The organism is Brachybacterium sp. SW0106-09, assembly GCF_001293905.1.
Classification (GTDB): domain Bacteria; phylum Actinomycetota; class Actinomycetes; order Actinomycetales; family Dermabacteraceae; genus Brachybacterium; species Brachybacterium conglomeratum.
The window spans coordinates 38,573-60,805 of the sequence record NZ_BCAK01000015.1 but is presented as its reverse complement, the minus strand read 5'-3'; the positions used below and the strand labels follow the sequence as shown (position 1 = coordinate 60,805).

At 73.4% G+C, this 22,233-nt stretch carries 18 protein-coding genes; 7 read left to right on the top strand and 11 right to left on the bottom strand.

Features of this window, described 5'->3' with window-relative positions; translation table 11 throughout:
• Positions 1-4 precede the first annotated feature (4 nt).
• Together Y09_RS08025 and Y09_RS08020 are read right to left on the bottom strand one after the other, a co-directional pair.
• The gene (locus Y09_RS08025; protein ID WP_053917252.1) at positions 5-580 is read right to left on the bottom strand and encodes a DUF5998 family protein; all 576 of its coding nucleotides are present in this window, start codon (positions 578-580) and stop codon (positions 5-7) included.
• Between the two features lie 37 nt (positions 581-617).
• Positions 618-3,368 (bottom strand): GNAT family N-acetyltransferase, encoded by a 2,751-nt coding sequence (locus Y09_RS08020; RefSeq protein WP_053917251.1) that lies wholly within the window; start codon positions 3,366-3,368, stop codon positions 618-620.
• Between the two features lie 103 nt (positions 3,369-3,471).
• Between Y09_RS08020 and Y09_RS08015 the strand changes: the two genes are divergently transcribed.
• The 4 genes from Y09_RS08015 (at position 3,472) to Y09_RS08000 (ending at position 8,746) form a co-directional block, all read left to right on the top strand.
• The gene (locus tag Y09_RS08015; RefSeq protein ID WP_053917250.1) at positions 3,472-5,928 is read left to right on the top strand and encodes a DNA topoisomerase (ATP-hydrolyzing) subunit A; all 2,457 of its coding nucleotides are present in this window, start codon (positions 3,472-3,474) and stop codon (positions 5,926-5,928) included.
• Positions 5,929-5,931: 3 nt separating this feature from the next.
• Positions 5,932-7,074, top strand: a complete 1,143-nt coding sequence (locus Y09_RS08010) for a DUF998 domain-containing protein (protein ID WP_053917249.1) — start codon at positions 5,932-5,934, stop codon at positions 7,072-7,074.
• Positions 7,075-7,094: 20 nt separating this feature from the next.
• Positions 7,095-8,003, top strand: a complete 909-nt coding sequence (locus Y09_RS08005; protein WP_053917248.1) for a D-hexose-6-phosphate mutarotase — start codon at positions 7,095-7,097, stop codon at positions 8,001-8,003.
• A 482-nt stretch (positions 8,004-8,485) separates the two neighbouring features.
• Positions 8,486-8,746: a hypothetical protein gene (locus Y09_RS08000; protein ID WP_010550610.1), complete on the top strand. Its 261-nt coding sequence runs from the start codon at positions 8,486-8,488 to the stop codon at positions 8,744-8,746.
• Between the two features lie 108 nt (positions 8,747-8,854).
• On the opposite strand, the gene Y09_RS07995 is transcribed toward Y09_RS08000, so the two are convergent.
• The 3 genes from Y09_RS07995 to Y09_RS07985 are packed head-to-tail and all read right to left on the bottom strand — an operon-like array spanning position 8,855 to position 12,656.
• Positions 8,855-9,760, bottom strand: a complete 906-nt coding sequence (locus Y09_RS07995; RefSeq protein ID WP_053917247.1) for a metallophosphoesterase — start codon at positions 9,758-9,760, stop codon at positions 8,855-8,857.
• Positions 9,757-10,542 carry an imidazole glycerol phosphate synthase subunit HisF gene (gene hisF, locus Y09_RS07990; RefSeq protein WP_053917246.1) on the bottom strand — a complete coding sequence of 262 codons (786 nt, stop codon included), beginning with the start codon at positions 10,540-10,542 and terminating at the stop codon, positions 9,757-9,759. Before hisF ends, Y09_RS07995 begins: the two co-directional genes overlap by 4 nt.
• Positions 10,539-12,656, bottom strand: coding sequence for a type IIA DNA topoisomerase subunit B (locus tag Y09_RS07985; RefSeq protein WP_053917245.1), 2,118 nt, complete (start codon positions 12,654-12,656; stop codon positions 10,539-10,541). The genes hisF and Y09_RS07985 overlap by 4 nt, the downstream gene beginning before the upstream one ends.
• 153 nt (positions 12,657-12,809) lie before the next feature.
• Between Y09_RS07985 and Y09_RS07980 the strand changes: the two genes are divergently transcribed.
• A complete protein-coding gene (locus Y09_RS07980) occupies positions 12,810-13,028 on the top strand; it encodes a hypothetical protein (protein ID WP_053917244.1) in 219 nt (72 codons plus the stop codon).
• Between the two features lie 140 nt (positions 13,029-13,168).
• Here the strand turns inward: Y09_RS07980 and Y09_RS07975 are convergent, their stop codons facing one another.
• From Y09_RS07975 to Y09_RS07955, 5 genes are all read right to left on the bottom strand, one after another.
• On the bottom strand, positions 13,169-13,759 hold the full coding sequence (locus Y09_RS07975) for a GNAT family N-acetyltransferase (protein ID WP_053917243.1): 591 nt from the start codon (positions 13,757-13,759) through the stop codon (positions 13,169-13,171).
• An 86-nt stretch (positions 13,760-13,845) separates the two neighbouring features.
• Positions 13,846-15,237, bottom strand: a complete 1,392-nt coding sequence (locus Y09_RS07970) for an RNA polymerase sigma factor (RefSeq protein WP_082358697.1) — start codon at positions 15,235-15,237, stop codon at positions 13,846-13,848.
• A 184-nt stretch (positions 15,238-15,421) separates the two neighbouring features.
• On the bottom strand, positions 15,422-15,820 hold the full coding sequence (locus tag Y09_RS07965; RefSeq protein ID WP_053917241.1) for a universal stress protein: 399 nt from the start codon (positions 15,818-15,820) through the stop codon (positions 15,422-15,424).
• Positions 15,821-15,863: 43 nt separating this feature from the next.
• The gene (locus tag Y09_RS07960; protein WP_053917240.1) at positions 15,864-17,081 is read right to left on the bottom strand and encodes a homoserine O-acetyltransferase; all 1,218 of its coding nucleotides are present in this window, start codon (positions 17,079-17,081) and stop codon (positions 15,864-15,866) included.
• A gap of 50 nt (positions 17,082-17,131) precedes the next feature.
• A complete protein-coding gene (locus Y09_RS07955) occupies positions 17,132-18,286 on the bottom strand; it encodes a hypothetical protein (protein WP_053917239.1) in 1,155 nt (384 codons plus the stop codon).
• A 174-nt stretch (positions 18,287-18,460) separates the two neighbouring features.
• Between Y09_RS07955 and Y09_RS07950 the strand changes: the two genes are divergently transcribed.
• The gene (locus Y09_RS07950; protein WP_053917238.1) at positions 18,461-19,594 is read left to right on the top strand and encodes a polyprenyl synthetase family protein; all 1,134 of its coding nucleotides are present in this window, start codon (positions 18,461-18,463) and stop codon (positions 19,592-19,594) included.
• A gap of 51 nt (positions 19,595-19,645) precedes the next feature.
• On the opposite strand, the gene Y09_RS07945 is transcribed toward Y09_RS07950, so the two are convergent.
• Entirely contained in the window at positions 19,646-19,999 is a 354-nt protein-coding gene (locus Y09_RS07945; protein WP_148639580.1) for an Rv2175c family DNA-binding protein, read from the bottom strand.
• 116 nt (positions 20,000-20,115) lie between these two features.
• Here Y09_RS07945 and pknB point away from each other — a divergent pair, with 116 nt between their 5' ends.
• Entirely contained in the window at positions 20,116-22,170 is a 2,055-nt protein-coding gene (gene pknB / locus Y09_RS07940) for a Stk1 family PASTA domain-containing Ser/Thr kinase (RefSeq protein WP_053917236.1), read from the top strand.
• Positions 22,171-22,233 lie beyond the last annotated feature (63 nt).

Sequence of the window (22,233 nt, the reverse complement as noted above, 5' to 3'; positions counted from 1 at the left end):
CGGCTCAGGCCCCGAGGTCGTCGATCGCCTCGAGGAGACGGTCGTGGAAGGCGAGCGCCTCCTCGACCGCGGCCTCGCCGTCGGCCAGCGCGCTGACCCGCAGCGCGAGGTCCGCGGGGGCGGAGCTGCCGGTGTAGCCGTGGTCCGCCTGGCAGGTGGGATCGCCGCAGTCGGCCGGCTCGAGGTCGAGGCGACGGCTGCCGTCCCATGTCACTCCGAGGGTGATCTCGGACTCGCGACCCGTGGCGAGCTGCCCGTCGGTGTCGAAGACCTGGGACAGGCCCGTCGAGGTGATGCGGCGCAGGCGCACCCGCTCGGTGGTGGAGACGACCTGGCTTGGGTTCAGCGCGTCCGCGGGGTCGTCGTCGAGGTGGGTGATCAGCAGGTGCGTCGCGGTGAGCACGACGACGGTGAGGTGCCGTCGCACCTCGGGGCCGTCGAAGGTGGTCTCGGCGCGCACGAGGTGCGTGAGCACGGCCGCTCCGCGCAGGGAGCGCTCGATGCTGCGGGAGGCGGCCTGGGGGAAGTACCCGGCGGTCTCGAGGTCCTTCCGGAGGTCGGCGGGCAGGGCGGTGGTCATCGCCCCAGTCTCCCACGCGGCGGCGGCCGCACGGTCCTCAGGCACCGGGCGGTCCGGACAGCGTGCGGCGCGCCCCGTCGGTGCGGTTCGGCGCGGGGGCGAGCCGTGCTCCTGCCCCGACCACGGTGAGGCCGTGCTGGGAGACCAGCACGGGGTACAGCTCGAGGAAGGCGAGCTCGGGCAGGTCCTCGGCGAGCAGGCCCACCCGCACCACCAGGTCGGCGAGCGCGTCGCGGTCCGCCGGCGGCAGGCCCCGGGTGCCGCGGAGCTTCACGGCGGAGGCGGGGGCGTCGACGAGCCGGTGCGCGCCGGCCTCGCTGAACGGCGGGATCGCATAGGCGATGTCGTCCAGGAGATCGGTCGCGTCCCCCGCCACGGACAGGGAGAGCACCGGCCCCAGGGAGGGGTCCTCGACGCTGCGCACCACCATCGGCACCCCGGCCGGCGCCATCGCCTGCACCTCGAGCGGCGCGGAGGAGTAGGAGAGGTCCTTGTGCATGGCCTGCACCGCATGGCGCAGCTGGACGGCGTCGGGGATCCCCAGGCGCACCCCGCCGAGGTCCGCACGATGGCGCAGCACGGGGTCGGCGCTCTTCAGCGCGACGGGATATCCGATCTCGGCGGCGCGCGCGAGCGCCTCGTCCTCGTCGGCGACGCGTCGACTCTGCAGCAGCTCGATGCCGTAGGCGGCCAGGAGCGCGGCGACGTCGTCTCCCCCGATCTCGACCTCGGCGCCGGTGCGGCCCCCGGGGTCCGACGGGCTCCCCGCGCCGGGGAGGTCCGCCAGGAGCCGCTCGGCGATCTCCCGCGCCGCGACGCGGTCCACGTCCTCGCGCCGGGCCGGCTCCTCGTCGTCGGCCGCAGGGCGCAGCGTCGCCTCGAGCAGGCCGGAGGCGGCGCGGACGACGGCGAAGGGGGTGGCGTGCACCGGCGGGAGCTGCGGGTCGACGCGCACCCGGCCGCGCAGCGCGTCGAAGCGGTCGCTGCCGGTGACCACGCACACCAGCAGCACCACCTCGGAGTGGCGGGCGACGATCGCCATCTGGCGCAGCACCTCCTCGGCGTCCTCGCCCTGCGCGTCGAGCACCCCGGCGATCACGAGGTCCACCTCGCCCAGCGCCGCCATCGTGGTGAAGGCGCGCTGGATCAGACGCGGGTCCGGCGAGAGGGGGACGGAGCGGTTCTCGGCCACGATGCGCAGCCCGGCACGGTCAGCGGCGCCGCGCAGCGAGGCGCCGAGCGCCGCCGTGTTGGAGAGGATCCCAACCCTCGGCCCGAGCGGGAGGCCCTGGCGCTCGATGCCGTCCACGACGTCCAGGAGGTGGTCCACGCCCCCGGTCTGCACGACCCCGGCGGAGTCGAGCACCTGGTCCAGGGCGCGCCGAGGCAGGGTGGAGCGGCGCACGTCGTGGCCGGGCGGCAGATGTGACTCGCTGCCGGGCGGGCGCAGCACGATCAGCGGGGTGCGGCGGGTCAGGCGCCGGGCGATCCGGGTGAACTTGCGCGGGTTCCCCATCGACTCCAGGGCCAGCCCGATCACGCCCACCTCCTCGTCGTCCTCCCAGTGCTGGAGGGTGTCGTTGAGGGAGACGTCGGCGCGGTTGCCCACGCCCACGAACTCGTGCAGGCCTATCCCGCGGGCATCGGTGCCGGCCAGGAGCATCGCGGAGAGCGCGCTGGACTGGCCGGCGAGCGCGGCCCGCCCCGCGCGCGGCATGTGCGGGGCGAGGGAGAGGCTGAGCGGCGAGTCGCCGGTGCGCAGCATGCCGAGAGATCCCGGGCCCAGCAGCCGCATGCCGTGGCGTCTGATCCGCGCCACCAGCTCGCGCTGGAGGCTCCGGCCGCGCTCGCTGTCGGCGAATCCCTCGGTGGGGATCACGACGCTGCGCACCCCGATCTCTGCGCACTCCTCGACCGCGTCGAGGCAGGCCTCGGGGCGCAGCGCGATCACGGCGAGGTCGACGGGTCCGGGGACCTCGGAGATCCGCGCCCAGGCGCGTCGGCCCCGCAGCTCGAGCGCCTCGCGGGAGACGAGGTGGACGGTGCCGGCGTAGCCGGATCCCTCCAGCGCGGTGAGGAAGCGGCCGCCGACGGAATCGCGGTGGGAGGAGACCCCCACCAGGAGCACGGACTCGGGGTGGAGCAGCCGCTCCATGGCGCGCGCCTCGGCGCGGTGCTCCCGCTCCGCCATCACCGCGAGGGACCGGGCGGTGGGGTCGATCCGGAAGGACACCATGACCACCCCGTCGTCGAGGGTGCGGTCGACGTCGAATCCCGCCTCGGTGAAGACCTTGATCATCTTCGTGTTCTGCGGGAGCACCTCGGCGGTGAACACGTCGATGCCCTGCTCCCGCGCGGCGGCCGCGAGGTGCTCGAGCAGCACGGACCCCAGTCCCGAGCCCTGCCGGGAGTCGGCGACGTTGAAGGCGACCTCCGCCGAGCGCGGGGAGGTCCGGTCGTAGCGGCCGACGGCGACGATGTCCTTCCCCACGAGCACGACGAAGGCGACCCGGTCGCGGTGGTCGACGGTGGTGAAGCGGGTCAGGTCCCGCTCGGACAGCCGCGGCATCGGCGCGAAGAACCGCAGGTACCGCGAGTGCTCGGACTGGCGCTGGTGGAAGGCCTGGAGCGCCTCGGCGTCCTCGGGCAGGATCGGGCGCAGGTGCGCGGCCGAGCCGTCGCGCAGGGCGATGTCCGCCTCCCAGTGCGCGGGATAGGCCGGGCCGGCGTCGGTGCCGCCCCGGGCACGTCGTCGCAGGGACCGCAGGCCGTCGCGTCTGTCCGCCATGGCGCGATCCTAGTCCGGCAGGGGCGGGCGTTGACGGGATTCACGTCCCGTCGGGGGCGCGGGATCCCGGGATCATGGCCGGTCATGCGCCATGATGTCCTCCATGGCCCGATCACGCAGCACCGCACCGCCCGCAGGGGACGACGGCGTCGACGAGACCATCGTCGACATCGACGTCACCAGCGAGATGGAGTCCTCGTTCCTCGAGTACGCCTACTCCGTGATCTACTCCCGGGCGCTGCCCGATGCGCGAGACGGCCTCAAGCCCGTCCAGCGCCGCATCCTCTACATGATGGCGGAGATGGGCCTGCGCCCCGAGAAGGGGCACGTCAAGAGCCAGCGCGTGGTCGGCGAGGTGATGGGCAAGCTCCACCCCCACGGCGACACCGCGATCTACGACGCGCTGGTGCGCATGGCGCAGGGCTTCAACATGCGCCTGCCGCTGGTGGACGGGCACGGCAACTTCGGCTCCCTGGACAACGGCCCGGCCGCGGCCCGGTACACCGAGGCGCGCCTGGCGAAGGCCGCGCTGCTCATGACGGACTCGCTGGACGAGGACGTCGTGGACATGGTCCCGAATTACGACAACCAGCTCACCCAGCCCGAGGTGCTCCCCGCGCGGTACCCGAACCTCCTGGTCAACGGTGCTTCCGGCATCGCCGTCGGCATGGCCACGAACATGGCGCCGCACAACCTGGTCGAGACGATCGCCGCGGCCCGCCATCTCATCGAGAACCCGGAGGCGGATCTCGAGGAGCTGATGCGCTTCGTGCCCGGCCCGGATCTGCCCACGGGCGGTCGGATCGTGGGGCTGGACGGGATCCGGGACGCCTACCGCACCGGTCGCGGCTCCTTCAAGATGCGAGCCACCACCCGGATCGAGAACGTCACCTCGCGCCGCAAGGGCATCGTCGTGACCGAGCTGCCCTACCAGGTCGGCCCCGAGCGCCTCGCCGAGAAGCTGCGCGATGCGGTGCAGGCCAAGAAGGTCACCGGCATCACCGACTACCAGGACCTCACCGACCGCCACCACGGCATGCGCCTCGTGCTCACGGTGAAGTCCGGCTTCGAGCCCGAGGCGGTGCTCGAGCAGCTCTACCGCTTCACCCCGCTGGAGGAGTCCTTCGGCATCAACAACGTCGCCCTGGTCGACGGGCAGCCCCGCACGATGGGCCTCAAGCAGCTGCTGGAGGTGTTCGTCGCCCACCGCCTGGCCGTGGTGCGGCGCCGCACCGAGCACCGCCTCGGCAAGCGCAGGGCGCGCCTGCACCTGGTCGAGGGCCTGCTGCTGGCGATCCTCGACATCGACGAGGTCATCCAGATCGTGCGCCAGAGCGACGACGCGGAGACCGCCCGCTCCCGCCTGATGCAGGTCTTCGACCTCACCCAGGTGCAGGCCGAGTACATCCTCGAGCTGCGCCTGCGCCGCCTGACGAAGTTCTCGCAGATCGATCTCGAGGCGGAGCGGGACGAGCTGCGGGCCGAGATCGAGCATCTCGAAGAAATTCTGCGATCCGAAGACGTCCTGCGCCGCCTGGTCTCGGACGAGCTGGCCGCCGTCGCGGCCGAGCACGGGGACGCGCGACGCACGGTGCTGCTCGAGTCCGCCTCCGCCCCGGCGCTGAAGGCGGGCGCCTCCCTCGAGGTCGCCGACGAGCCCTGCGGCGTGCACCTGACCGGCACGGGGCTGATCGCCCGGGTCTCCGGGGAGGGGCCGCTGCTGCGGGAGGGCCCGCGGGGCGCGCACGACGTGATCGTCTCCTCGGTGCGCAGCACCACCCGCGCCGAGGTGGGCGTCGTGACCGATCGCGGCCGGGTGCTGCGGCTGTCCGTCGTGGACCTGCCGAACCTCGCCCCGACCGCCTCGGCGCCCTCCCTCGCCGGCGGCACGCGCCTGGTCGACCTGCTGGAGCTCGAACGGGACGAGCGTCCGCTGGGCCTGATCCGCCTGGCCGAGGCGGACATCGCCCGCGGCGGCGCGATCGCGCTGGGCACCCGCCAGGGCGTGGTCAAGCGGGTCCAGCTCGACTTCCCCCGCACCGACGGCTTCGAGATCATCTCGCTGAAGGACGGCGACGCCGTCGTCGGCGTCGTGGACCTCGAGGACGACGCGGACCTCGACCTCGTCTTCGTCACGACCGACGCGCAGCTGCTGCACTTCCCCTCCTCCGGCGTGCGCCCCCAGGGCCGCGGGGCGGGCGGCGTGGCCGGGATCAAGCTCGCGGGTGATGCGCAGGTGCTGTCCTTCGGCGTGATCGACGTGACCGCGCCCGCGGACGTCGTCACCGTCGCGGGCAGCTCGGCGACGCTGCCGCTGCTGCAGACCGGCTCGCTCAAGGTCTCCTCGCTGACGGAGTTCCCGGCGAAGGGCCGCTCCACCGCCGGCATGCGCTGCCATCGCTTCCTGCGCGGCGAGGACTCCCTCATCGGCGCGTGGGTGGTGCCGCATCCGGCCCGCGCCTCCTCCGAGGCGGGCCAGCCGATCGACCTTCCCGAACCCACCGGTCGCCGCGACGGCTCCGGCACCCCCGTCCCGGTGCCGATCGCCGCGGTCGGCTGATCCGTGGCCGCCCCCGCCGCGCACCGGGGAACCGGGGCGACCCGCGCCGAGAACGGGCATGTCGCGATCGGCGTCGCCGGCGCGGTCGTCGGCCTCGTGGTGGGTCTGATCGCGCTGCGGGGCACCGCGGCGCTGTCGGGGACCGGATCGATCGGCCAGGTCGCGGCGCTCTCCGTGGCCGGATGCGGGACCGCGACCTCGGTGCTGGTGCTCGTCGCGGACCGGGTGCGCACGATGCCCTGGTTCGGCTCCCGGCCGCGCTGGCGGCGCGCCCTGGACGTGGTGGGGCTCTCTCTCATCCACGGCCTGCTGGGCCTGTTCCTCACCGGCGCGCTGTTCGCGGTGTTCCAGCAGGCCTTCCAGGGCGTGGCGCTGGACCGCTTCGCCGGCACCTTCTGGGTCGCGGCCGCCAGCGGCGGCGCCGCCTACATCGCCTCCTCCTCGGTGATGGCGCTGACCGGCCGCTCGCTCGCGACGCTGCTGGCCGCCTTCGTCACCGTCGGCGTGCTCGCCAGCGCGCTGAGCGCCCCGGACCCGTACTGGTGGGAGCGCTACTTCTCCGAGCTAGGCGAGGGGACCGGAGCCTCCAGCACGATCTTCAATCTCACCCTCCTGCTGACGGGCATCGCCCTGCTGACGGTGGTGGAGTTCATCGCGCACGACCTCGACCGGTGGGCCCGCGCCACGGGCGAGGACCATCGCGCGGTGACCGCGGTGCGGGTGATGCTCACCCTCGTCGGCGTGCTCGTCGCGCTCGTCGCGCTGGTCTCGCGGAGCGTGAGCGTCCTCTGGCACGACATCGTCGCCCAGTCGCTGGTGGTGGTGTTCGCGCTGACGCTGCTGGTGCTGCCGGTGCTGCTGCGCCGCCTGCCCGGGGCCCTGATCGGCTTCACCGCCGGCGCCTTCGCCCTGCTGATGATGGTGGTCGTGCTCTACGCCGGGGTGGGCTACCTGAACTTCACGGCCTTCGAGATGGGAGCGGCGGTGATCGTGTTCGTCTGGCTGCTGCTTCTCATCCGCACGGTCTCGGCCGCCGCGGAGGGCCTTCCCGAGGACGGCACCGGGGCCGGAGCCGCGGGTCCCCCGCAGGAGGGTCCTGCCGTGACGGCCGGCCCCGAGGACGAGGAGCCCGGCGTCTCCTCCTGAGGGCGTGGGACGATAAGCCCATGAGCACCGATCCCCAGTCCCCCGCCGTCCGGGACCCCGCGGCCGCCGCCGCCCGCGACGCCGCCGTCCCGCTCCCCGACGGCGTCGCCCTCGGCATCGCGCACGGCGTCGACGCCGTCCTGGTCGACACCCCCGCAGCGACCGGCGTGCTCCTGCTCGACGGCGCGCACCTGACCAGCTGGGTCCCCGCCGGCGGGCAGGACCTGCTGTGGATGAGCCCGAGCTCCGAGTTCGGGCCCGGCGTCGCCGTCCGCGGCGGCGTGCCCCTGATCGGCCCCTGGTTCGGGCCCGGCCGCGATCTCGCCCGCCCGGTCAAGCACGGCTGGCTGCGGAACATCCGCTGGGAGCTCGCCTCCGCCCGCCGCGAGGGCGACGACGTCGAGATCATCCTCTCCACCCCCGAGGACGCGGTCGCGCTGCGCGGCGAGGCCGTCTTCCGCCTCGGCGCGCAGCTGGACGTGGACCTCACCCTGACCGCCGGCTCGCGGCCGGTCGAGCTCGAGGCGGCGCTGCACACCTATCTCGCCGTCGGCGACGTGCGCGAGATCGAGATCCTCGGCCTCGAGGGCGCCGCCTACCTCGACAACACGCGGGACCTCGCCGCGGACGTGCTGCCGGAGGAGCCGCTGCGCCTGACCTCCTCCACCGACCGGATCACCGAGGCGACCGGCGAGGTGACGGTCGTGGACCCGGTGCTCGGCCGACGCCTCGTCTCCGCCCCGCGCGGCACCTCCCGCACGGTGGTGTGGAACCCCTGGGACACCCTGGTGACGGGGATGGCGGACATCCCCGATGCGGACTGGCCCCGCTTCGTCTGCCTCGAGCCCGCCGTCGCCAAGGACGGCTTCGTCGCGCTCGAGCCCGGCGCCTCCCACCGCATCGGCGTCACCTACCGCATCGAGGACTGAGCACGGCTCCTTCCCTCGTCGGGAGCCCTTCAGGGCCCGGTCGTCCCCTGCGGGCGGCCGGGCCCTGGCCTGTCCGGAGGACCGCCGCCGTCCCCGCGAACAATTCGCTGGTCCCGTCCGGCGCGGGATGGTGGACTGTGGTCATGGAGATGCACACGACCTCGACCCCGGCCCCGACAAGCCGGCGCGCGTCGACGCTCGGCACCACGGCATCCCTCCTCCGCCCAGGCGGAGCGGTCACGGCGTCCGCCGCGTCCGACGGGGGCCGTGCCCTCGTCGTCCTCGCCGCCGGCGCCTGCTGACGCCGGCCCGCCCCTGACCCGCCCTGCCGCTCGCCGCCGCGCGAGCGCGCCCCGGTGCGCCCTGCCGCGCCGCGTGCCGCACACGGCCTGGCCCGCACCCCCACCCCGCCGCTCGGCGGACAGCATCTGTCCGCCCACGGCGGCAGACTCGACCACGTCCTTGTTCCCAGGAGGAACGCCTTGTCCACTCTCCAGCTCCCCACCACCAGGCCCCCGACCGTCCAGGACCTTCCCGTCCAGGATCTCCCCCAGCTCGTCGACGCCGCCGTCGCCGATCCCGTCCGGGACCGGCAGCTCGACCGGCAGCTGCGCCGCGTGCTCGCCGAGCTCCGCGCCCGGCGGCGGAGGCGCCGGGCGCTCGAGGCCGAGCGCGCCCGTCGCGAGCACGAGCGCACCGCCGAGCACGCGCTGCTCCTGTTCGGCCAGCTCCACGTGCGCTGACCCGCGGCCCCTCCGGGGCCCCGCCGCGCGGCCCGCCCGGCTCCCCTGCCGGGCGGGCCGCTGCGCGTCCCGGGGTCTCGCGATCCAGGACGGGCGCGGCCCCGTGCATCAGCCCTGCGGGGACTCCTGCACGAGATCGACGACGACGAGCTCGCGCGGGTTGTTCACCCGCACGCCGACGACGCTGTTGCCGAGCCCGCGGCTGATCACCATGGCGGTGTCCCCCTGGCGGTGCACGCCCTCGGTGAGCGCCGGGAACCATCCCTGGTGCGGGGCGAAGAGCGGACCGATCAGCGGAAGCCGCACCTGCCCGCCGTGCGCATGCCCCGACAGGACGACGTCCGCGCCGCGATCGGCGTACTGGACGAGGAACTCCGGGCGATGGGCGAGCAGCACCGTCGGGCCCGGTGCGGACTCGAGCGCGAGCCGGTCCAGCACCGCGGCGGGCTGGGCCGGGGTGCGTCCGTCGACCACGGCGACCCGTCGGTCCTCGAGCCCCGCGACCGTCACCTCGGTGCCGCGGATCTCGAGGCTCGTCACCTCGTCGCGCAGGACCGTGACCCCCGCGTCCTCGAGCCCCGCCAGCAGCTCGCCGCGCAGGGCGGAGTCGCCCTCGTGGTTGCCGAGCACGAAGAAGGTGGGAGCGATCCCGCTGAGGTGCTCCGCGAGCTCCAGGACGGGGCCGAGGTCGGTGGTGCGCATGTCGATCATGTCGCCGGTGAGCGCGACGAGATCGACGTCCCGCTGCTCGATCTCGGCGGCGAGTCGGTCCTGGAAGTCACCGTGGTCGGCGGCGTGCAGGTCGGAGACGTGCGCGATGCGCAGCCCGCCCTCCGGGGTCGCGGCGACCTCGACCGCCTGCTCGGTGACCACGAGGCGACGGTTGTCCCAGAGCAGCCAGCCGGCCCCGAGCAGCAGCACGAGCGCCGCGACGAGCGCGCCGACGACCAGGCGCTGACCCCGCGCGCGGCCGGTCCCGGCGCGCCTCGGGGCGACGGACAGCGGGGCGCTCACCGCACGGTGATGCCGTCGGCGGCCATCGCGGCCTTCGCCTCGCCGATCGTCATCTCCTGGAAGTGGAACACGCTCGCGGCGAGCACGGCGTCCGCCCCGGCGCGGACGGCGGGGGCGAAGTGCTCGGGCCGTCCGGCGCCGCCGGAGGCGATCAGCGGCAGGCTCGTCGCCTCGCGGGCGACGGTGATCAGCTCGAGGTCGAAGCCGTCCTTGGTGCCGTCGGCGTCCATCGAGTTCAGCAGGATCTCCCCCGCCCCGCGCTCGGTGACCTCGCGGATCCACTCGATCGCGTCGATGCCGGTGCCGCGACGGCCGCCGTGAGTGGTGACCTCGATGCCGGAGCCGGTGCGGGCGGTGCCCTCGGGGGTCTCGTCGGTGACGCGGCGGGCGTCGATCGAGAGGACCAGCACCTGGTTCCCGAACCGGCGGGAGATCTCGGAGATCACGCCTGGACGGGAGATCGCGGCGGTGTTCACGCCGCACTTGTCGGCGCCGGCGCGCAGCAGCTGGTCCACGTCCTCGGCGGAGCGCACCCCGCCGCCGACGGTCAGCGGGATGAACACCTGCTCTGCGGTGCGGCGCACGACCTCGATCATCGTCTCCCGGCCGCCGGAGGAGGCGGTGACGTCGAGGAAGGTGAGCTCGTCGGCGCCCTCGGCACCGTAGCGCGCCGCGAGCTCGACAGGATCCCCGGCGTCGCGCAGGTCCTTGAAGTTCACGCCCTTGACGACGCGGCCCGCGTCGACGTCCAGGCACGGGATCACACGGACGGCGACACTCATGCGTCGATCCTCTCCAGGTCGAGCTCTTCGGCTCCTTCGATGATGAACTGCTTGCGCGGCGCGACCTCGGAGCCCATCAGCAGCTCGAAGACGGCGCTGGCGGCCTCGGCGTCCTCGATCCGCACCCGCCGCAGCATGCGGTGGCGCGGATCCATGGTGGTGTCCGCGAGCTGATCGGCGTCCATCTCGCCCAGGCCCTTGTAGCGCTGGATCGGCTCCTTGTACTTCTTGCCGCGGCGCTCGAGGTTCTTCAGCAGCTTGTTCAGCTCGGCCTCGGAGTAGGTGTAGACCAGCTCGTTCTTCTTCGAGCCGCCGTGGACGATCTCGACCCGGTGCAGGGGCGGGACCGCCGCGTAGACGCGGCCCGCCTCGACCAGGGGGCGCATGTAGCGGTGGAAGAGGGTCAGCAGCAGGGTGCGGATGTGGGCGCCGTCCACGTCGGCGTCGGTCATCATGATGATCTTGCCGTAGCGGGCGGCCTCGAGGTCGAAGGTGCGCCCGGAACCGGCGCCGATCACCTGGATGATGTTCGCGCACTCGGCGTTCTTGAGCATGTCCGTGATGGACGCCTTCTGCACGTTGAGGATCTTGCCGCGGATGGGCAGCAGCGCCTGGAACTCAGAGGAGCGGGCGTTCTTCGCCGTGCCGAGCGCGCTGTCGCCCTCGACGATGAACAGCTCTGAGCGGTCGACGTCGTGGGTGCGGCAGTCCGCGAGCTTCGTCGGCATCGTGGACGACTCCAGCGCGTTCTTGCGCCGTGAGACCTCCTTGTGCATGCGCGCCGCGATGCGGGCCCGCATCTCGGAGACGACCTTGTCGACGACGAGCGCCGCCTGCTCCTTCTCCCCCTTCTTCGTGGAGGTGAGGAAGTCGGTGAGGCGGTCCTCGACGACCTTCGCGACGATCTGGCGGATCGCGGGGGTGCCGAGGACCTCCTTCGTCTGGCCCTCGAACTGCGGCTCGTCGATGCGGACGCTCACCACGGCGGTGAGGCCGGCGAGGGTGTCGTCCTTCTCGATCTTCTCGTTCTTCGCGTTGAACTTCACGCGGCGGGCCTGGTTCTCGACCTGCTTGCGCATCGTCTTGACCAGCGCCTGCTCGAAGCCGGTGACGTGCGTGCCGCCCTTGGGGGTCGCCACGATGTTCACGAAGGAGCGCAGCGTCGAGTCGAAGTCGGAGCCCCAGCGCAGGGCGATGTCGACCTCGCAGGTGCGCGCGACGTCGGTGGAGACCATGTGCCCGTTCTTGTCGAGGACAGGGATCGTCTCGGTGTAGTCGCCCGAGCCCTGGAGGCGGATCACGTCGGTGATCTTCTGGTCCTGGGCGAGGTACTCGACGAACTCGCTGATGCCGCCGTCGTACTTGTAGGTGCGGGTGGCGGGCTGGTCAGGGTTCGCCTCGGGACGGTGGTCGGTGACCGAGAGCTGCAGGCCCGGGACGAGGAAGGCGGTCTGCCGGGAGCGGCGGGTGAGGTCGTCGAGGGAGAAGTGGGAGCCCTTGACGAAGATCTGCGGATCGGCCCAGTAGCGCACGCGGGTGCCGGTCACGCCGCGCTTGGCCTTGCCGACCACGCGCAGCTCACCGGGACCGTCGACCGGGGTGAACCGGGACTCCGGCGAGGGCTCGCCCTCGTCGGCGAAGACGCCGGGCACGCCGCGCTGGAAGCTCATCGCGTAGGTCTTCCCGCCGCGGTCCACCTCCACGTCGAGGCGGCCCGAGAGCGCGTTGACGACGCTCGCGCCGACGCCGTGCAGGCCGCCGGAGGCGGCGTAGGAGCCGCCGCCGAACTTCCCGCCTGCGTGGAGCTTGGTGTAGACGACCTCGACGCCGGTGAGGCCGGTGCGGGGCTCGACGTCCACCGGGACGCCGCGGCCGGTGTCGCGCACCTCGACGGAGTGGTCGGGGTGGAGGATCACCGCGATCGACTCGCCGTATCCGCCGAGCGCCTCGTCGACGGCGTTGTCGAGGATCTCCCAGAGGCAGTGCATGAGGCCCCGGGAGTCGGTGGAGCCGATGTACATGCCGGGACGCTTGCGCACGGCCTCGAGGCCCTCGAGGACCTGGAGGTTGCGGGCGTCGTAGGCGGACTTCTTCGCGGCGGTGGTGGTGGACACCCTCCGGATCCTACGACGAACGACGCCGCGAACAGCGCATCCGCCGCTCGCGGAACGCGGCGGCGCGGTCCGGCTCACAGGGCTTTGCGCCCCTGGCGAACCAGGGCTGTGGACGCTCCCGTCGGCGCCTGGGTCGGTGCTACAAAGGATCCCATGAACCTCACTCTCGAAGCCCCCCGGCTCACTGCCCACGACCGCTGTGACCGCTGCGGCGCCCAGGCGTACGTCAAGGTGCTGCTCGAGGTGGGCGGCGAGCTCATGTTCTGCGCCCACCACGCCCGCGCCCACGAGGACGCCCTGAAGGGCATCGCGTCCGAGGTCATCGACGAGACCGAGCGGCTCCACCTCAAGCCGGAGCCCGTCGAGGACTGATCGACGTGCTGCGAGGAACGAGCGGCAGGAGATCAGTCGAGACGACGCATGACTGATCGACTTCCCCTCACTGCGTCCAGGAAGGGTGCCCGCCATAGGGCGGGCACCCTTCGTCGTGTCCGGAGGCGGCGGGCCGCGCCTCAGCCGCGCAGCAGCTCCTCCGCGCCGAGCACGTACTCGATCCAGGCACTGTCGCGGCCCTCGCGAGGCTCGCGCTCGCCGGTCGCCCGGAAGCCGAGGCGCTCGTAGACGGCCCGTGCGGAGGCGTTGGTCTCGTCGACGTCGAGGCTCAGCTCGGGCCGGCCGATCGAGATCGCGAGCTCCGCGACGCTGCGCAGAAGCCGCGTGGAGATGCCGCGGCCCCGCGCGGCCGGCCGTACCCAGAGCGAGACGATGTGCGAGCGGTCCTCGGGGATCGGATGCTCCGGCGTGTAGCCCTCGGGCAGCAGGGCGATCCCGCCGAGCACCGTCTCGCCGGCTCGGGCCTGGAGGTGGATCCGGGGCCCGGCGATCTCCTCCCGCCACTGCTCCTCGGTGCGGGAGCGCACCTCGGCGAGGTCGGCCCAGAAGGCGTCCGGGTCGGCCTCGAGCATGTCCAGCCGCAGATCGCGGTGAGCATGCCACTGCTCGGGCAGGACGCGGTGCACCTCGACCGGGAGCGGTGCGGCGTCGTCGAGCGCGACGCGAGCGGGCGCAGCGGTGCGCGGCGTTGCGCCGGGGTGCTGCGACATGGCTCCTCCTGCGTGGTCCGACGGAGGGCGGGCCCGGGATCCGGGGAGGATCCCGGGCCCGCCCGGTGATGAGAGGTGCGCCCTGATCAGTCCAGGTAGTCGCGCAGCACCTGGGAGCGCGAGGGGTGGCGCAGCTTGCTCATGGTCTTGGACTCGATCTGACGGATCCGCTCACGGGTGACCCCGTAGACCTTGCCGATCTCGTCGAGCGTCTTGGGCTGGCCGTCCTCGAGGCCGAAGCGCATGGAGACCACGCCGGCCTCGCGCTCGGAGAGGGTGTCCAGCACCGAGTGGAGCTGCTCCTGCAGGAGGGTGAAGCTCACCGCGTCCGCGGGGACGACGGCCTCGGAGTCCTCGATCAGGTCGCCGAACTCGCTGTCGCCGTCCTCGCCCAGCGGGGTGTGCAGGGAGATCGGCTCGCGGCCGTACTTCTGGACCTCGACGACCTTCTCGGGGGTCATGTCGAGCTCCTTGGCGAGCTCCTCCGGGGTGGGCTCGCGGCCCAGGTCCTGGAGCATCTGGCGCTGCACGCGGGCGAGCTTGTTGATGACCTCGACCATGTGCACCGGGATGCGGATGGTGCGGGCCTGATCCGCCATGGCGCGGGTGATCGCCTGGCGGATCCACCAGGTGGCGTAGGTGGAGAACTTGTAGCCCTTGGCGTAGTCGAACTTCTCGACCGCGCGGATCAGGCCCAGGTTGCCCTCCTGGATGAGGTCCAGGAACAGCATGCCGCGGCCGGTGTAGCGCTTGGCGAGGGAGACGACGAGGCGGAGGTTCGCCTCGAGCAGATGGTCCTTCGCGGCGCGGCCGTCGTCCGCGATCATCGTCAGCTCGCGGCCTGCCTTGGTGAGGCGGCCGTTCTTGTCGCGAGAGGACTCGTCGCCCTTGAGCTTCTGCTCGGCGTAGAGGCCGGCCTCGATGCGCTCGGCGAGCTCGACCTCCTGGGCGGCGTTGAGCAGTGCCACCTTGCCGATCTGCTTGAGGTAGTCCTTGACCGGGTCGGCGGTCGCGCCGGCGGTGACGACCTGCTGGGCAGGGGCGTCGTCCTCGGCGGCGTTGTACACGAAGCCACCGGACTCCTCGACCTTTCGGTCGCCGGGGGAGGCCTTGGGCGCCTCGGCCTCCTCGGCGGAGTCCTCGGCCTCGGGGGCCTCGGCCTGATCGGAGGTCTTCGCAGCGGACTTGGCGCTGGTGCGCTTGGCGGAGGCGCCCCGGCTCGAGGGGGCGCCCTTCTTCGCGGCCGTCTTCTTCGCGGCCGTCTTGGTGGTGGTCTTCGCGGCACCGCCCTCGTCGGTCACGGGGGCACCGCCCTCGACGGCCTCGTCGGTCGTCGAGGCCGCGGCGCTGGTGCTGTTCTTCGCCGCGGTGGCGGTCTCAGCAGTCTTGGAGGAGGTCACAGAGTTCCTTCTTCCGGCGGCGGCCCGGTGCGGGCGGTCCGCCGCACTCGGGCGATCGGTCTTCTCGGCGCGGCTCACGGTGTGCGCCGCGTGTCGCGTTCCCGGTCTGTACCGCGGAAGGGGCGCACGAAGGCACGGTGCCGTCAAGCCTGCTCAGTGTAACGCTCTTCAGGGGCAGGTATTCCCGCCCCAGGGTCTTCGGCCGCACGGCACGCGATCGGCGCCTCCGTGCCGTCGCGTCCCGGACGGCGCCCACTGCGATTCAAGCGGGGTCCTGGTCCTTGACGGTGAGCACAGGGCAGGGCGCGCCGAGCACGACCCTGCGGGCGGAGGCGCCGAGGTTCAGCTTGCCGATCGGCGACTTGCGGCGCAGCCCGATCACCACCAGCTCGGCCTGGACGTCCTCGATCGTCGCGAGCAGGAACTCGCCTATCTCGCGGTCGGGGCCTCGGCGGATCGTGACGCCCTCGAGGTCCGCGCCCTGCTCCTCGAGCTCGGCGCGCACCTCCTCCTCGGTCGCGGCGGTCCCTCCGCTGCCGGGCGCGGCGTGCTGATGGGCGGCGACGAGCAGCGGCGAGCCCGTGCGCTCGGCGTAGCGGATGCCGGCGCGCAGCGCGGCCCTCCCCTGCGTGGACGGGGCGTACCCCACGACGATGGTCACGCGACGTCTCCTCCCTGCGCAGCGGCGCTGCGGCGCGACCAGCTTAGTGGTCCAGCAGGTCGCCGATCCACTTCTCCAGTCCCGGATGGGCCAACAGGAAGGCGTCGTGCCCGATCGGCGAGCTCGCCAGCTGCCAGCGGGCGTCCGGGACGTGCTCGGCGATCTCACGCACGAGCTCCGGCGGGAAGAGGCGATCGGAGTCGATCGCGACGACGAGGGTTCGGGCGCGCACGCGCCGCAGGGCCGCGGCGGTGCCCTCGCGGTCGCGGCCCACGTCATGGGTGCTCATCGACTGGGCGAGGGTGGCATAGGAGTTCGCGTCGAAGCGGCGGGAGAGCTTGACCGCGTGATGGTCGAGATAGCTGGTCACCTGGTGCCGGCCGCTGCCGTCGAGGGGGTTCTCGGGGCCCTGGGAGCGGTTGCCGAAGCGTGCCTCGAGCTCGTCGGCGGTGCGGTAGGTGGTGTGGGCGATGCGGCGGGCGATGCCGAGCCCGGCGTGGGGGCCCTCCTCCGGCGGGAGGTGGTAGTAGTCGCCGCCGTGGAAGGCGGGGTCGACGCGGATCGCCGCGACCTGGGCGCTGTTCCAGGCGATCTGGTCGGCGCTCGCGCGGGCCGACGAGGCGATCACGGCGAGGCGCTCGACCTGCTCGGGGTGGGTGACTCCCCATTCGATCGCCCGCATGCCGCCCATCGAGCCGCCGATCACCAGCGCCCAGCGGGGCAGGCCCAGCTCCTCGGCGAGGCGGTGCTCGGCCGCGACCTGGTCGCGGATCGTCACGTGCGGGAAGCGGGAGCCGTAGGGCCGTCCGTCGGGAGCGGCGGAGCTCGGTCCGGTGCTGCCCTGGCAGCCGCCGAGCACGTTCGGGGCGATGACGAAGTACCGGTCGGTGTCGATCGGCCGCCCGGGGCCGACGATCTCCTCCCACCAGCCGGGCGTGGGGTGGGACGGCCCGGCCGCGCCGCGCACATGGGAGTCGCCGGTCAGGGCGTGGAGGACGAGAACGGCGTTGCCGCGGTCTCGGTCGAGGGTCCCCCAGGTCTCGTAAGCCATCGTGACGTCCGCGAGCACCTCGCCGCTCTCGAGCGGCAGGGCGCCGATCGAGGTGAACCGTCGGTCTCCCGCGCCGCGGTCGGGGTGCCACGCCCCGAGCAGGGCGGGGGTCCCCGTGCGGTGCTCCGCCGCGGCGTGGGCGGCGGTCCCTCCGACGCCCTGCGGGTCGGTCGGGACGTCGGGGCCGCGGTGCTCTCCGAGGAGGGTCATCGACAGCGTTCCTTCCTGCCCGGTGCGGTGCTCCCGGGCTCCCCCTCCCCTCAGGTGCTGGGCCACCAGGCGGGGAATACGGGGGTGTCGGTCATTCTCGACAGCAAGGGTGCCAGAGTGGAGTCCGGTTCCCGATGCCGGAGCTCGTCGACGAGACTCCCCGCGGTCGCGAAGCGGTGGTTCCACCAGGCGAGCAGGACCAGCAGAGCGGTCAGCGCCCGCCACGCAGGGCGCGCCGTGCCGCGCGCGGCGGGACCTGCGGCGTCGAGCGCCGCCGAGGCCACGCAGCGCATCTCCTCGAGCAGCACGTACACCCTCCCACCTGCGCAGACGTCCGGGTGCGGGCGTCTGGTGGGATCGGCGACGAGCTCCTGCAGGAGTGTCTCGCGAGCGATCGGAGGCGCCCCGCCGTGCTCGACCAGCTGGGCGAGGAGCTCCCAGTGGAGGCGGTCCACGGCGAGCGCCGCGAGCAGCTGCGCGATGTGTTCACACTTCGTCATCCCATCGGCGTCGACAGTCCCCGGGCGGCCCCGCCGCAGGGTGCGGAGGGCTGCGCCGGCCTCGGCGAGGAGGAGGCCGGGATCGGCGGCGGAGGCGAGGTCCGGGGGCGGCAGGTGCAGGGCGCGCCCGATCTCCTCGAGCAGCGGCTCGCGGCGGGCCTCCTGGGGGATGGCTCGCCCGGCCAGGACCGCGCGGGCCGCGGCCTGCGTCGAGGCGAAGTCGCGCAGCGGCCCGACCGGCACGGCCAGGAGCTCCTCGTCCCCTTCCTTCGACGCGCTGAGCTGCCAGCGGCGTCCATCGGCGGCGCCGCGGAGGCTGAGCAGCTGCGCCCCGCCCGGGCCGAGCGCGGCGGCGGTGGCGGCCACCAGGCCACCGGCGCGGGCGAGAACCTCGCGCACCAGCGGCTCGAGCACGCTCTGCCGGCCGTCGCCGATCACGATCAGGGCATGCATCCCCTCCGCTCCCCGCTCGGCGACGAGGCGGACATGGCGGCGGAGGTTCTCGCCTCCGCACGGAGCGAGGAGGTCGTGCAACGAGGACCGGGTGATCAGGGACGGACGGCCCGGTGCCGCGGTGCCGGACAGGAGCAGGCAGTCCGCGGGGGCCTCGTGCAGGCTGAGCCGCGCCTCGGCGAGGAGCTCGGCGGGGTCGTCGGCCGCACCCAGGTGGCGGCCGGGATCGGCGGGGGTGATGTGCGTCGTCATGCCTCGACCCTGCGCGATCGGCCGGCCGAGCGGGCGGACAGGGGCCGCTCTGGGGACGGAGCCCCGGTGGGGAGGAACGGTCCCGTCCCGCCCGGGCGTGCGCGGGAGGTCCCACGCGGGAGGTCCCAGGCGTGCATGGGAAGATCAGGGGCACCCGTGCGAAAGGACCCCTCGATGACCGCTGCCTCACCGATTCCCCCCACAGGCCGCCTCTCGGAGCTCGACGCGCTGCTCGTCTCCCGGATCGAGGAGGTCACGGCCGCCGAGCTCTCCGAGCGCAGGACGCAGCTGGGGCGGATCTCGACGGAGAGCGCGGCGCTGGTGGACGACCTCGAGGCCTTCCTCGAGGGCGGGAAGCTGCTCCGCCCCCGGTTCTGCTTCTGGGGCGGGGTCGCGGCGCTCCGCCGGGAGCCGACGGCCGAGGAGGTCGAGGCGCTCGCGAGGCTGGGCGCGGCGATCGAGCTCGTGCAGGCGGCGGCGCTGCTCCACGACGACGTGATCGACCACTCCCCCGTGCGGCGGGGACGCCCGGCGCAGCATGTCCGGGCCCAGCGAGCGCACGAGGACGCGAGGCTCTCCGGCTCCGCCGAGGAGTTCGGCGTCGCGGTCGCGATCGTGCTCGGCGACCTCGCCCTGACCTGGGCGGAGCAGATCGCGGCGGCGATCCCGGGCCCTGCCGCCCGCGTCACGGCGGCCCGCGCCGAGTTCGAGGCCATGCGCACCGAGGTGATGTCCGGGCAGCACCTGGACATCCTCCATCAGGCGGGCGGCTTCGCCTCCGCCCCCGATGCGGAGCAGGCAGCGCTCTCGGTGATCCGCTGGAAGACGGTGCCGTACACCGTGCTGCGGCCCGTGCGGATGGGGGCGGCGCTGATGGGCGCCGAGGAGCCGGAGCTCGACGCGCTCTCGAGCTGGGCGATCGAGGTGGGGACCGCGTTCCAGCTGCGCGACGACCTGCTCAGCGTGGTCGGGGACCAGGACGCCACCGGCAAGCCGATCGGCGGCGACATCGTCGAGGGCAAGCGCACCGTGCTCCTGGCCCGCACCGAGGCCGCGGCCGACGCCGAGGGACGGCGCCTGCTCTCGCGCGTGGTCGGCGACGCCGAGGCGGACGAGGCGGCCGTCGATGCCGTGCACCAGCTGATGGTCGTGACGGGAGCGGTCGCCTCGATCGCCGCCGACGTGCGCGCTCGCGCGACCCGGGGCAGGGAGCTCCTGGAGGCCGCCGAGGGGCTGGGAGAGCTGGGCCGCGCTGGGCTCGAGGCCCTCGCAGGTCGTGCGACGGACGTCGACTCGCTGCAGGCCTGAGACCAGCGCCGACCGGGACGGGACGGCCTGGTCGGCCTGCCCGGCGGCGCCTCAGAGGGCGAGGGCGAGCGCCCGGCGGCGCACCTCGCCGCGCTGGCCCCGGCGGAGGTGGTCGATGGGGCGGCCGGGGAGCGAGTCGTCCTCCTCGAACAGCCAGGCCAGCAGCTCCGCGTCCTCGAAGCCGCCGTCGCGCAGCACGGTGATCGTGCCGGGCAGGTGCGGGGCGATCGCGCCGTCCTTCAGCAGCAGCGCCGGCACCATGCGCACCACGGGATCCCCGCGTCGCACGGCGACCAGCTGGCCCTCCTCGATGAGGCGGCGGACGCGCGAGACCTCGACGTCTAGCTGCTCGGCGACGTCGGGGAGGGTGAGCCATTCGGTGATGAGGGTGTCCAGGTCGTTCACGGGACCAGAGTGCCACGGCTCCGGCGGCCCGCGCATCCCGTCGACCTCGTCACTGTGCCGCGCGCCGCGTGTGTCGTTCCCCGTTCCGAGGCCCCTCGCCCCATAGATTCGGACACGTGAGCTCGGCGACGTCGACTTCCCCCGGCATCAGCCTGCTCCTCGACGACCGCTACCGGGTCGAGGAGCCGATCGCGCGCGGCGGAATGGCGACCGTGCACCGCGGGCACGACCAGCGGCTGGACCGCGTCGTGGCCCTGAAGATCATGCATCCCCATCTCGCGATGGACGAGGACTTCCGCCGTCGCTTCGGACGGGAGGCGCGCTCCGCCGCCCGCCTCGCCCACCGCAACGTCGTCGGCGTCTTCGACCAGGGCGAGGACGAGGACCGCATCTACCTCGCCATGGAGCTCATCGAGGGCGAGACGCTGCGCGCCCGGATCGTGGAGCGCGGACGCCTCACCGTCGGCGAGTCCCTCGAGATCACCGCGCAGGTGCTGGAGGCGCTGGTCGCCGCGCACGGGGCCGGGATCGTCCACCGCGACATCAAGCCCGAGAACATCCTGCTGGACGGGCAGGACACCGTGAAGGTCGCCGACTTCGGGCTCGCCCGCGCGATCGGGGCGAACAACTCCTCCACCGGCGCCGCCCTCCTCGGCACCGTCGCATACATCAGCCCGGAGGTGGTCACCCGCGGCGAGGCCGACGAGCGCAGCGACCTCTACTCCCTCGGCGTGGTCCTGTTCGAGATGCTGACCGGACGGCAGCCCTTCCGCGGCGAGCAGCCGGTGCACATCGCCTTCCAGCACGTCCACGAGGACATCCCCGCGCCCTCGACGCTGGTCTCCGGCATCCCCCGCTCGCTGGACTCCCTGATCACCTGGGCCTGCGCGCGCGGGGTCGAGCAGCGCCCCGCCTCCGCCGCGGATCTGCTGAAGGCGGTGCGGGAGCTCCTCCGCACGCTCCCCGCGGCGGTGCTCGCCGCCCGGCCCGAGGAGATCGAGCCGAGCGACACCGGCGACGTCCCCCGCCCCACCTCCTCGCTGGACGAAGTCGCGGCCGACATCTCCCGCGGCCCGCGCGTCTTCGCGCCCGGCGGCGCCGATGCCGAGACCGCCGCGCCCGCCGCCGCCGACGCCGGTGTGGAGGCGGAGGACGAGGACGGGACGGACGCCGAGGAGCCCGAGGTCGCCGCCGAGGAGGACGAGCGGACGCGCAGCCTCGTCGTGCGTGCTCCCCGGGCCCGGCGCGGACGGCACCTGCCCGTCGGCGCGCGCCGTCGCTCCCGGCCGATGGCCGCGCTCGCCGCGCTGAGCCTCGTGGCCGTGCTGGCGGGCGGGGCGTGGACCGGCGCCGACTGGTATCTCGAGACCGGCCCCGGCGCCGACCGGACCGTCCCGCTCGTCACCGGTACCCCGCTGCAGGACGCGGAGGCGGAGCTGACCGCCTCCGATCTCACCGTGCGAACCCAGGAGCGCTTCGACGACACGGTCCCGGCCGGGCACGTGATCTCCGCGGAGCCCTCGACCGGCACCACCCTGAAGAAGGGCAGCGACGTCCACCTCGTGGTCTCCAAGGGGGTGGAGACCTTCCCCGTCCCCGCGCTCGAGGGCACCGGCCTCGAGGAGGCGCGCGAGCAGGTCGAGGCGCTCGGTCTCGAGCTGGTCGAGGACGAGGCGGAGTACTCCGAGACCGTCCCCCAGGGCGTGGTGATCTCCCAGTCGGCCGACGCCGAGGCGCTCCCCGAGGGCGGCGAGGTGCACGTGGTCGTCTCGCAGGGCCGTCAGCCGCTGGCCGTGCCGGACCAGACCGGCGCCCCCGCGGCCTCGGCGCGCTCCACCCTCGAGGCGGCCGGCTTCCGGGTCACCAGTGCGGAGGCGCACTCCCCGTCGGTCCCGAAGGGCTCGGTGATCTCGCAGTCCCCCGCCTCCGGCACCCTGCACCGCGGGGACACCGTCCACATCGTCACCTCCCTCGGCCCGGAGATGGTCACGGTCCCGGACGTCTTCAAGAAGCCCGAGGCCGAGGCCCGCTCCGCCCTCGAGGCGGCCGGGTTCACGGTCGAGGTCGTCCATGACAAGGGCGAGCCGGTCTTCGGCCAGGTCTACGAGCAGACCGCCGCGGCGGGAAGCCAGCAGGCCAAGGGCTCGACGATCACGATCAAGGTCTTCTGAGCCCGCAGCCCGGGTGCCCGGGGTCCGGCGCTCCCGCCTCCCGCGCACGACGACGGCGCCGCC

What these genes read in the sequence shown, in the direction of transcription:
- Y09_RS08025 (WP_053917252.1), bottom strand. Translation starts at nt 580, where the DNA reads ATGACCACCGCCCTGCCCGCCGACCTCCGGAAGGACCTCGAGACCGCC.
- Y09_RS08020 (WP_053917251.1), bottom strand. Translation starts at nt 3,368, where the DNA reads ATGGCGGACAGACGCGACGGCCTGCGGTCCCTGCGACGACGTGCCCGG.
- Y09_RS08015 (WP_053917250.1), top strand. Translation starts at nt 3,472, where the DNA reads ATGGCCCGATCACGCAGCACCGCACCGCCCGCAGGGGACGACGGCGTC.
- Y09_RS08005 (WP_053917248.1), top strand. Translation starts at nt 7,095, where the DNA reads ATGAGCACCGATCCCCAGTCCCCCGCCGTCCGGGACCCCGCGGCCGCC.
- hisF (WP_053917246.1), bottom strand. Translation starts at nt 10,542, where the DNA reads ATGAGTGTCGCCGTCCGTGTGATCCCGTGCCTGGACGTCGACGCGGGC.
- Y09_RS07980 (WP_053917244.1), top strand. Translation starts at nt 12,810, where the DNA reads ATGAACCTCACTCTCGAAGCCCCCCGGCTCACTGCCCACGACCGCTGT.
- Y09_RS07975 (WP_053917243.1), bottom strand. Translation starts at nt 13,759, where the DNA reads ATGTCGCAGCACCCCGGCGCAACGCCGCGCACCGCTGCGCCCGCTCGC.
- Y09_RS07960 (WP_053917240.1), bottom strand. Translation starts at nt 17,081, where the DNA reads ATGACCCTCCTCGGAGAGCACCGCGGCCCCGACGTCCCGACCGACCCG.
- Y09_RS07955 (WP_053917239.1), bottom strand. Translation starts at nt 18,286, where the DNA reads ATGACGACGCACATCACCCCCGCCGATCCCGGCCGCCACCTGGGTGCG.
- Y09_RS07950 (WP_053917238.1), top strand. Translation starts at nt 18,461, where the DNA reads ATGACCGCTGCCTCACCGATTCCCCCCACAGGCCGCCTCTCGGAGCTC.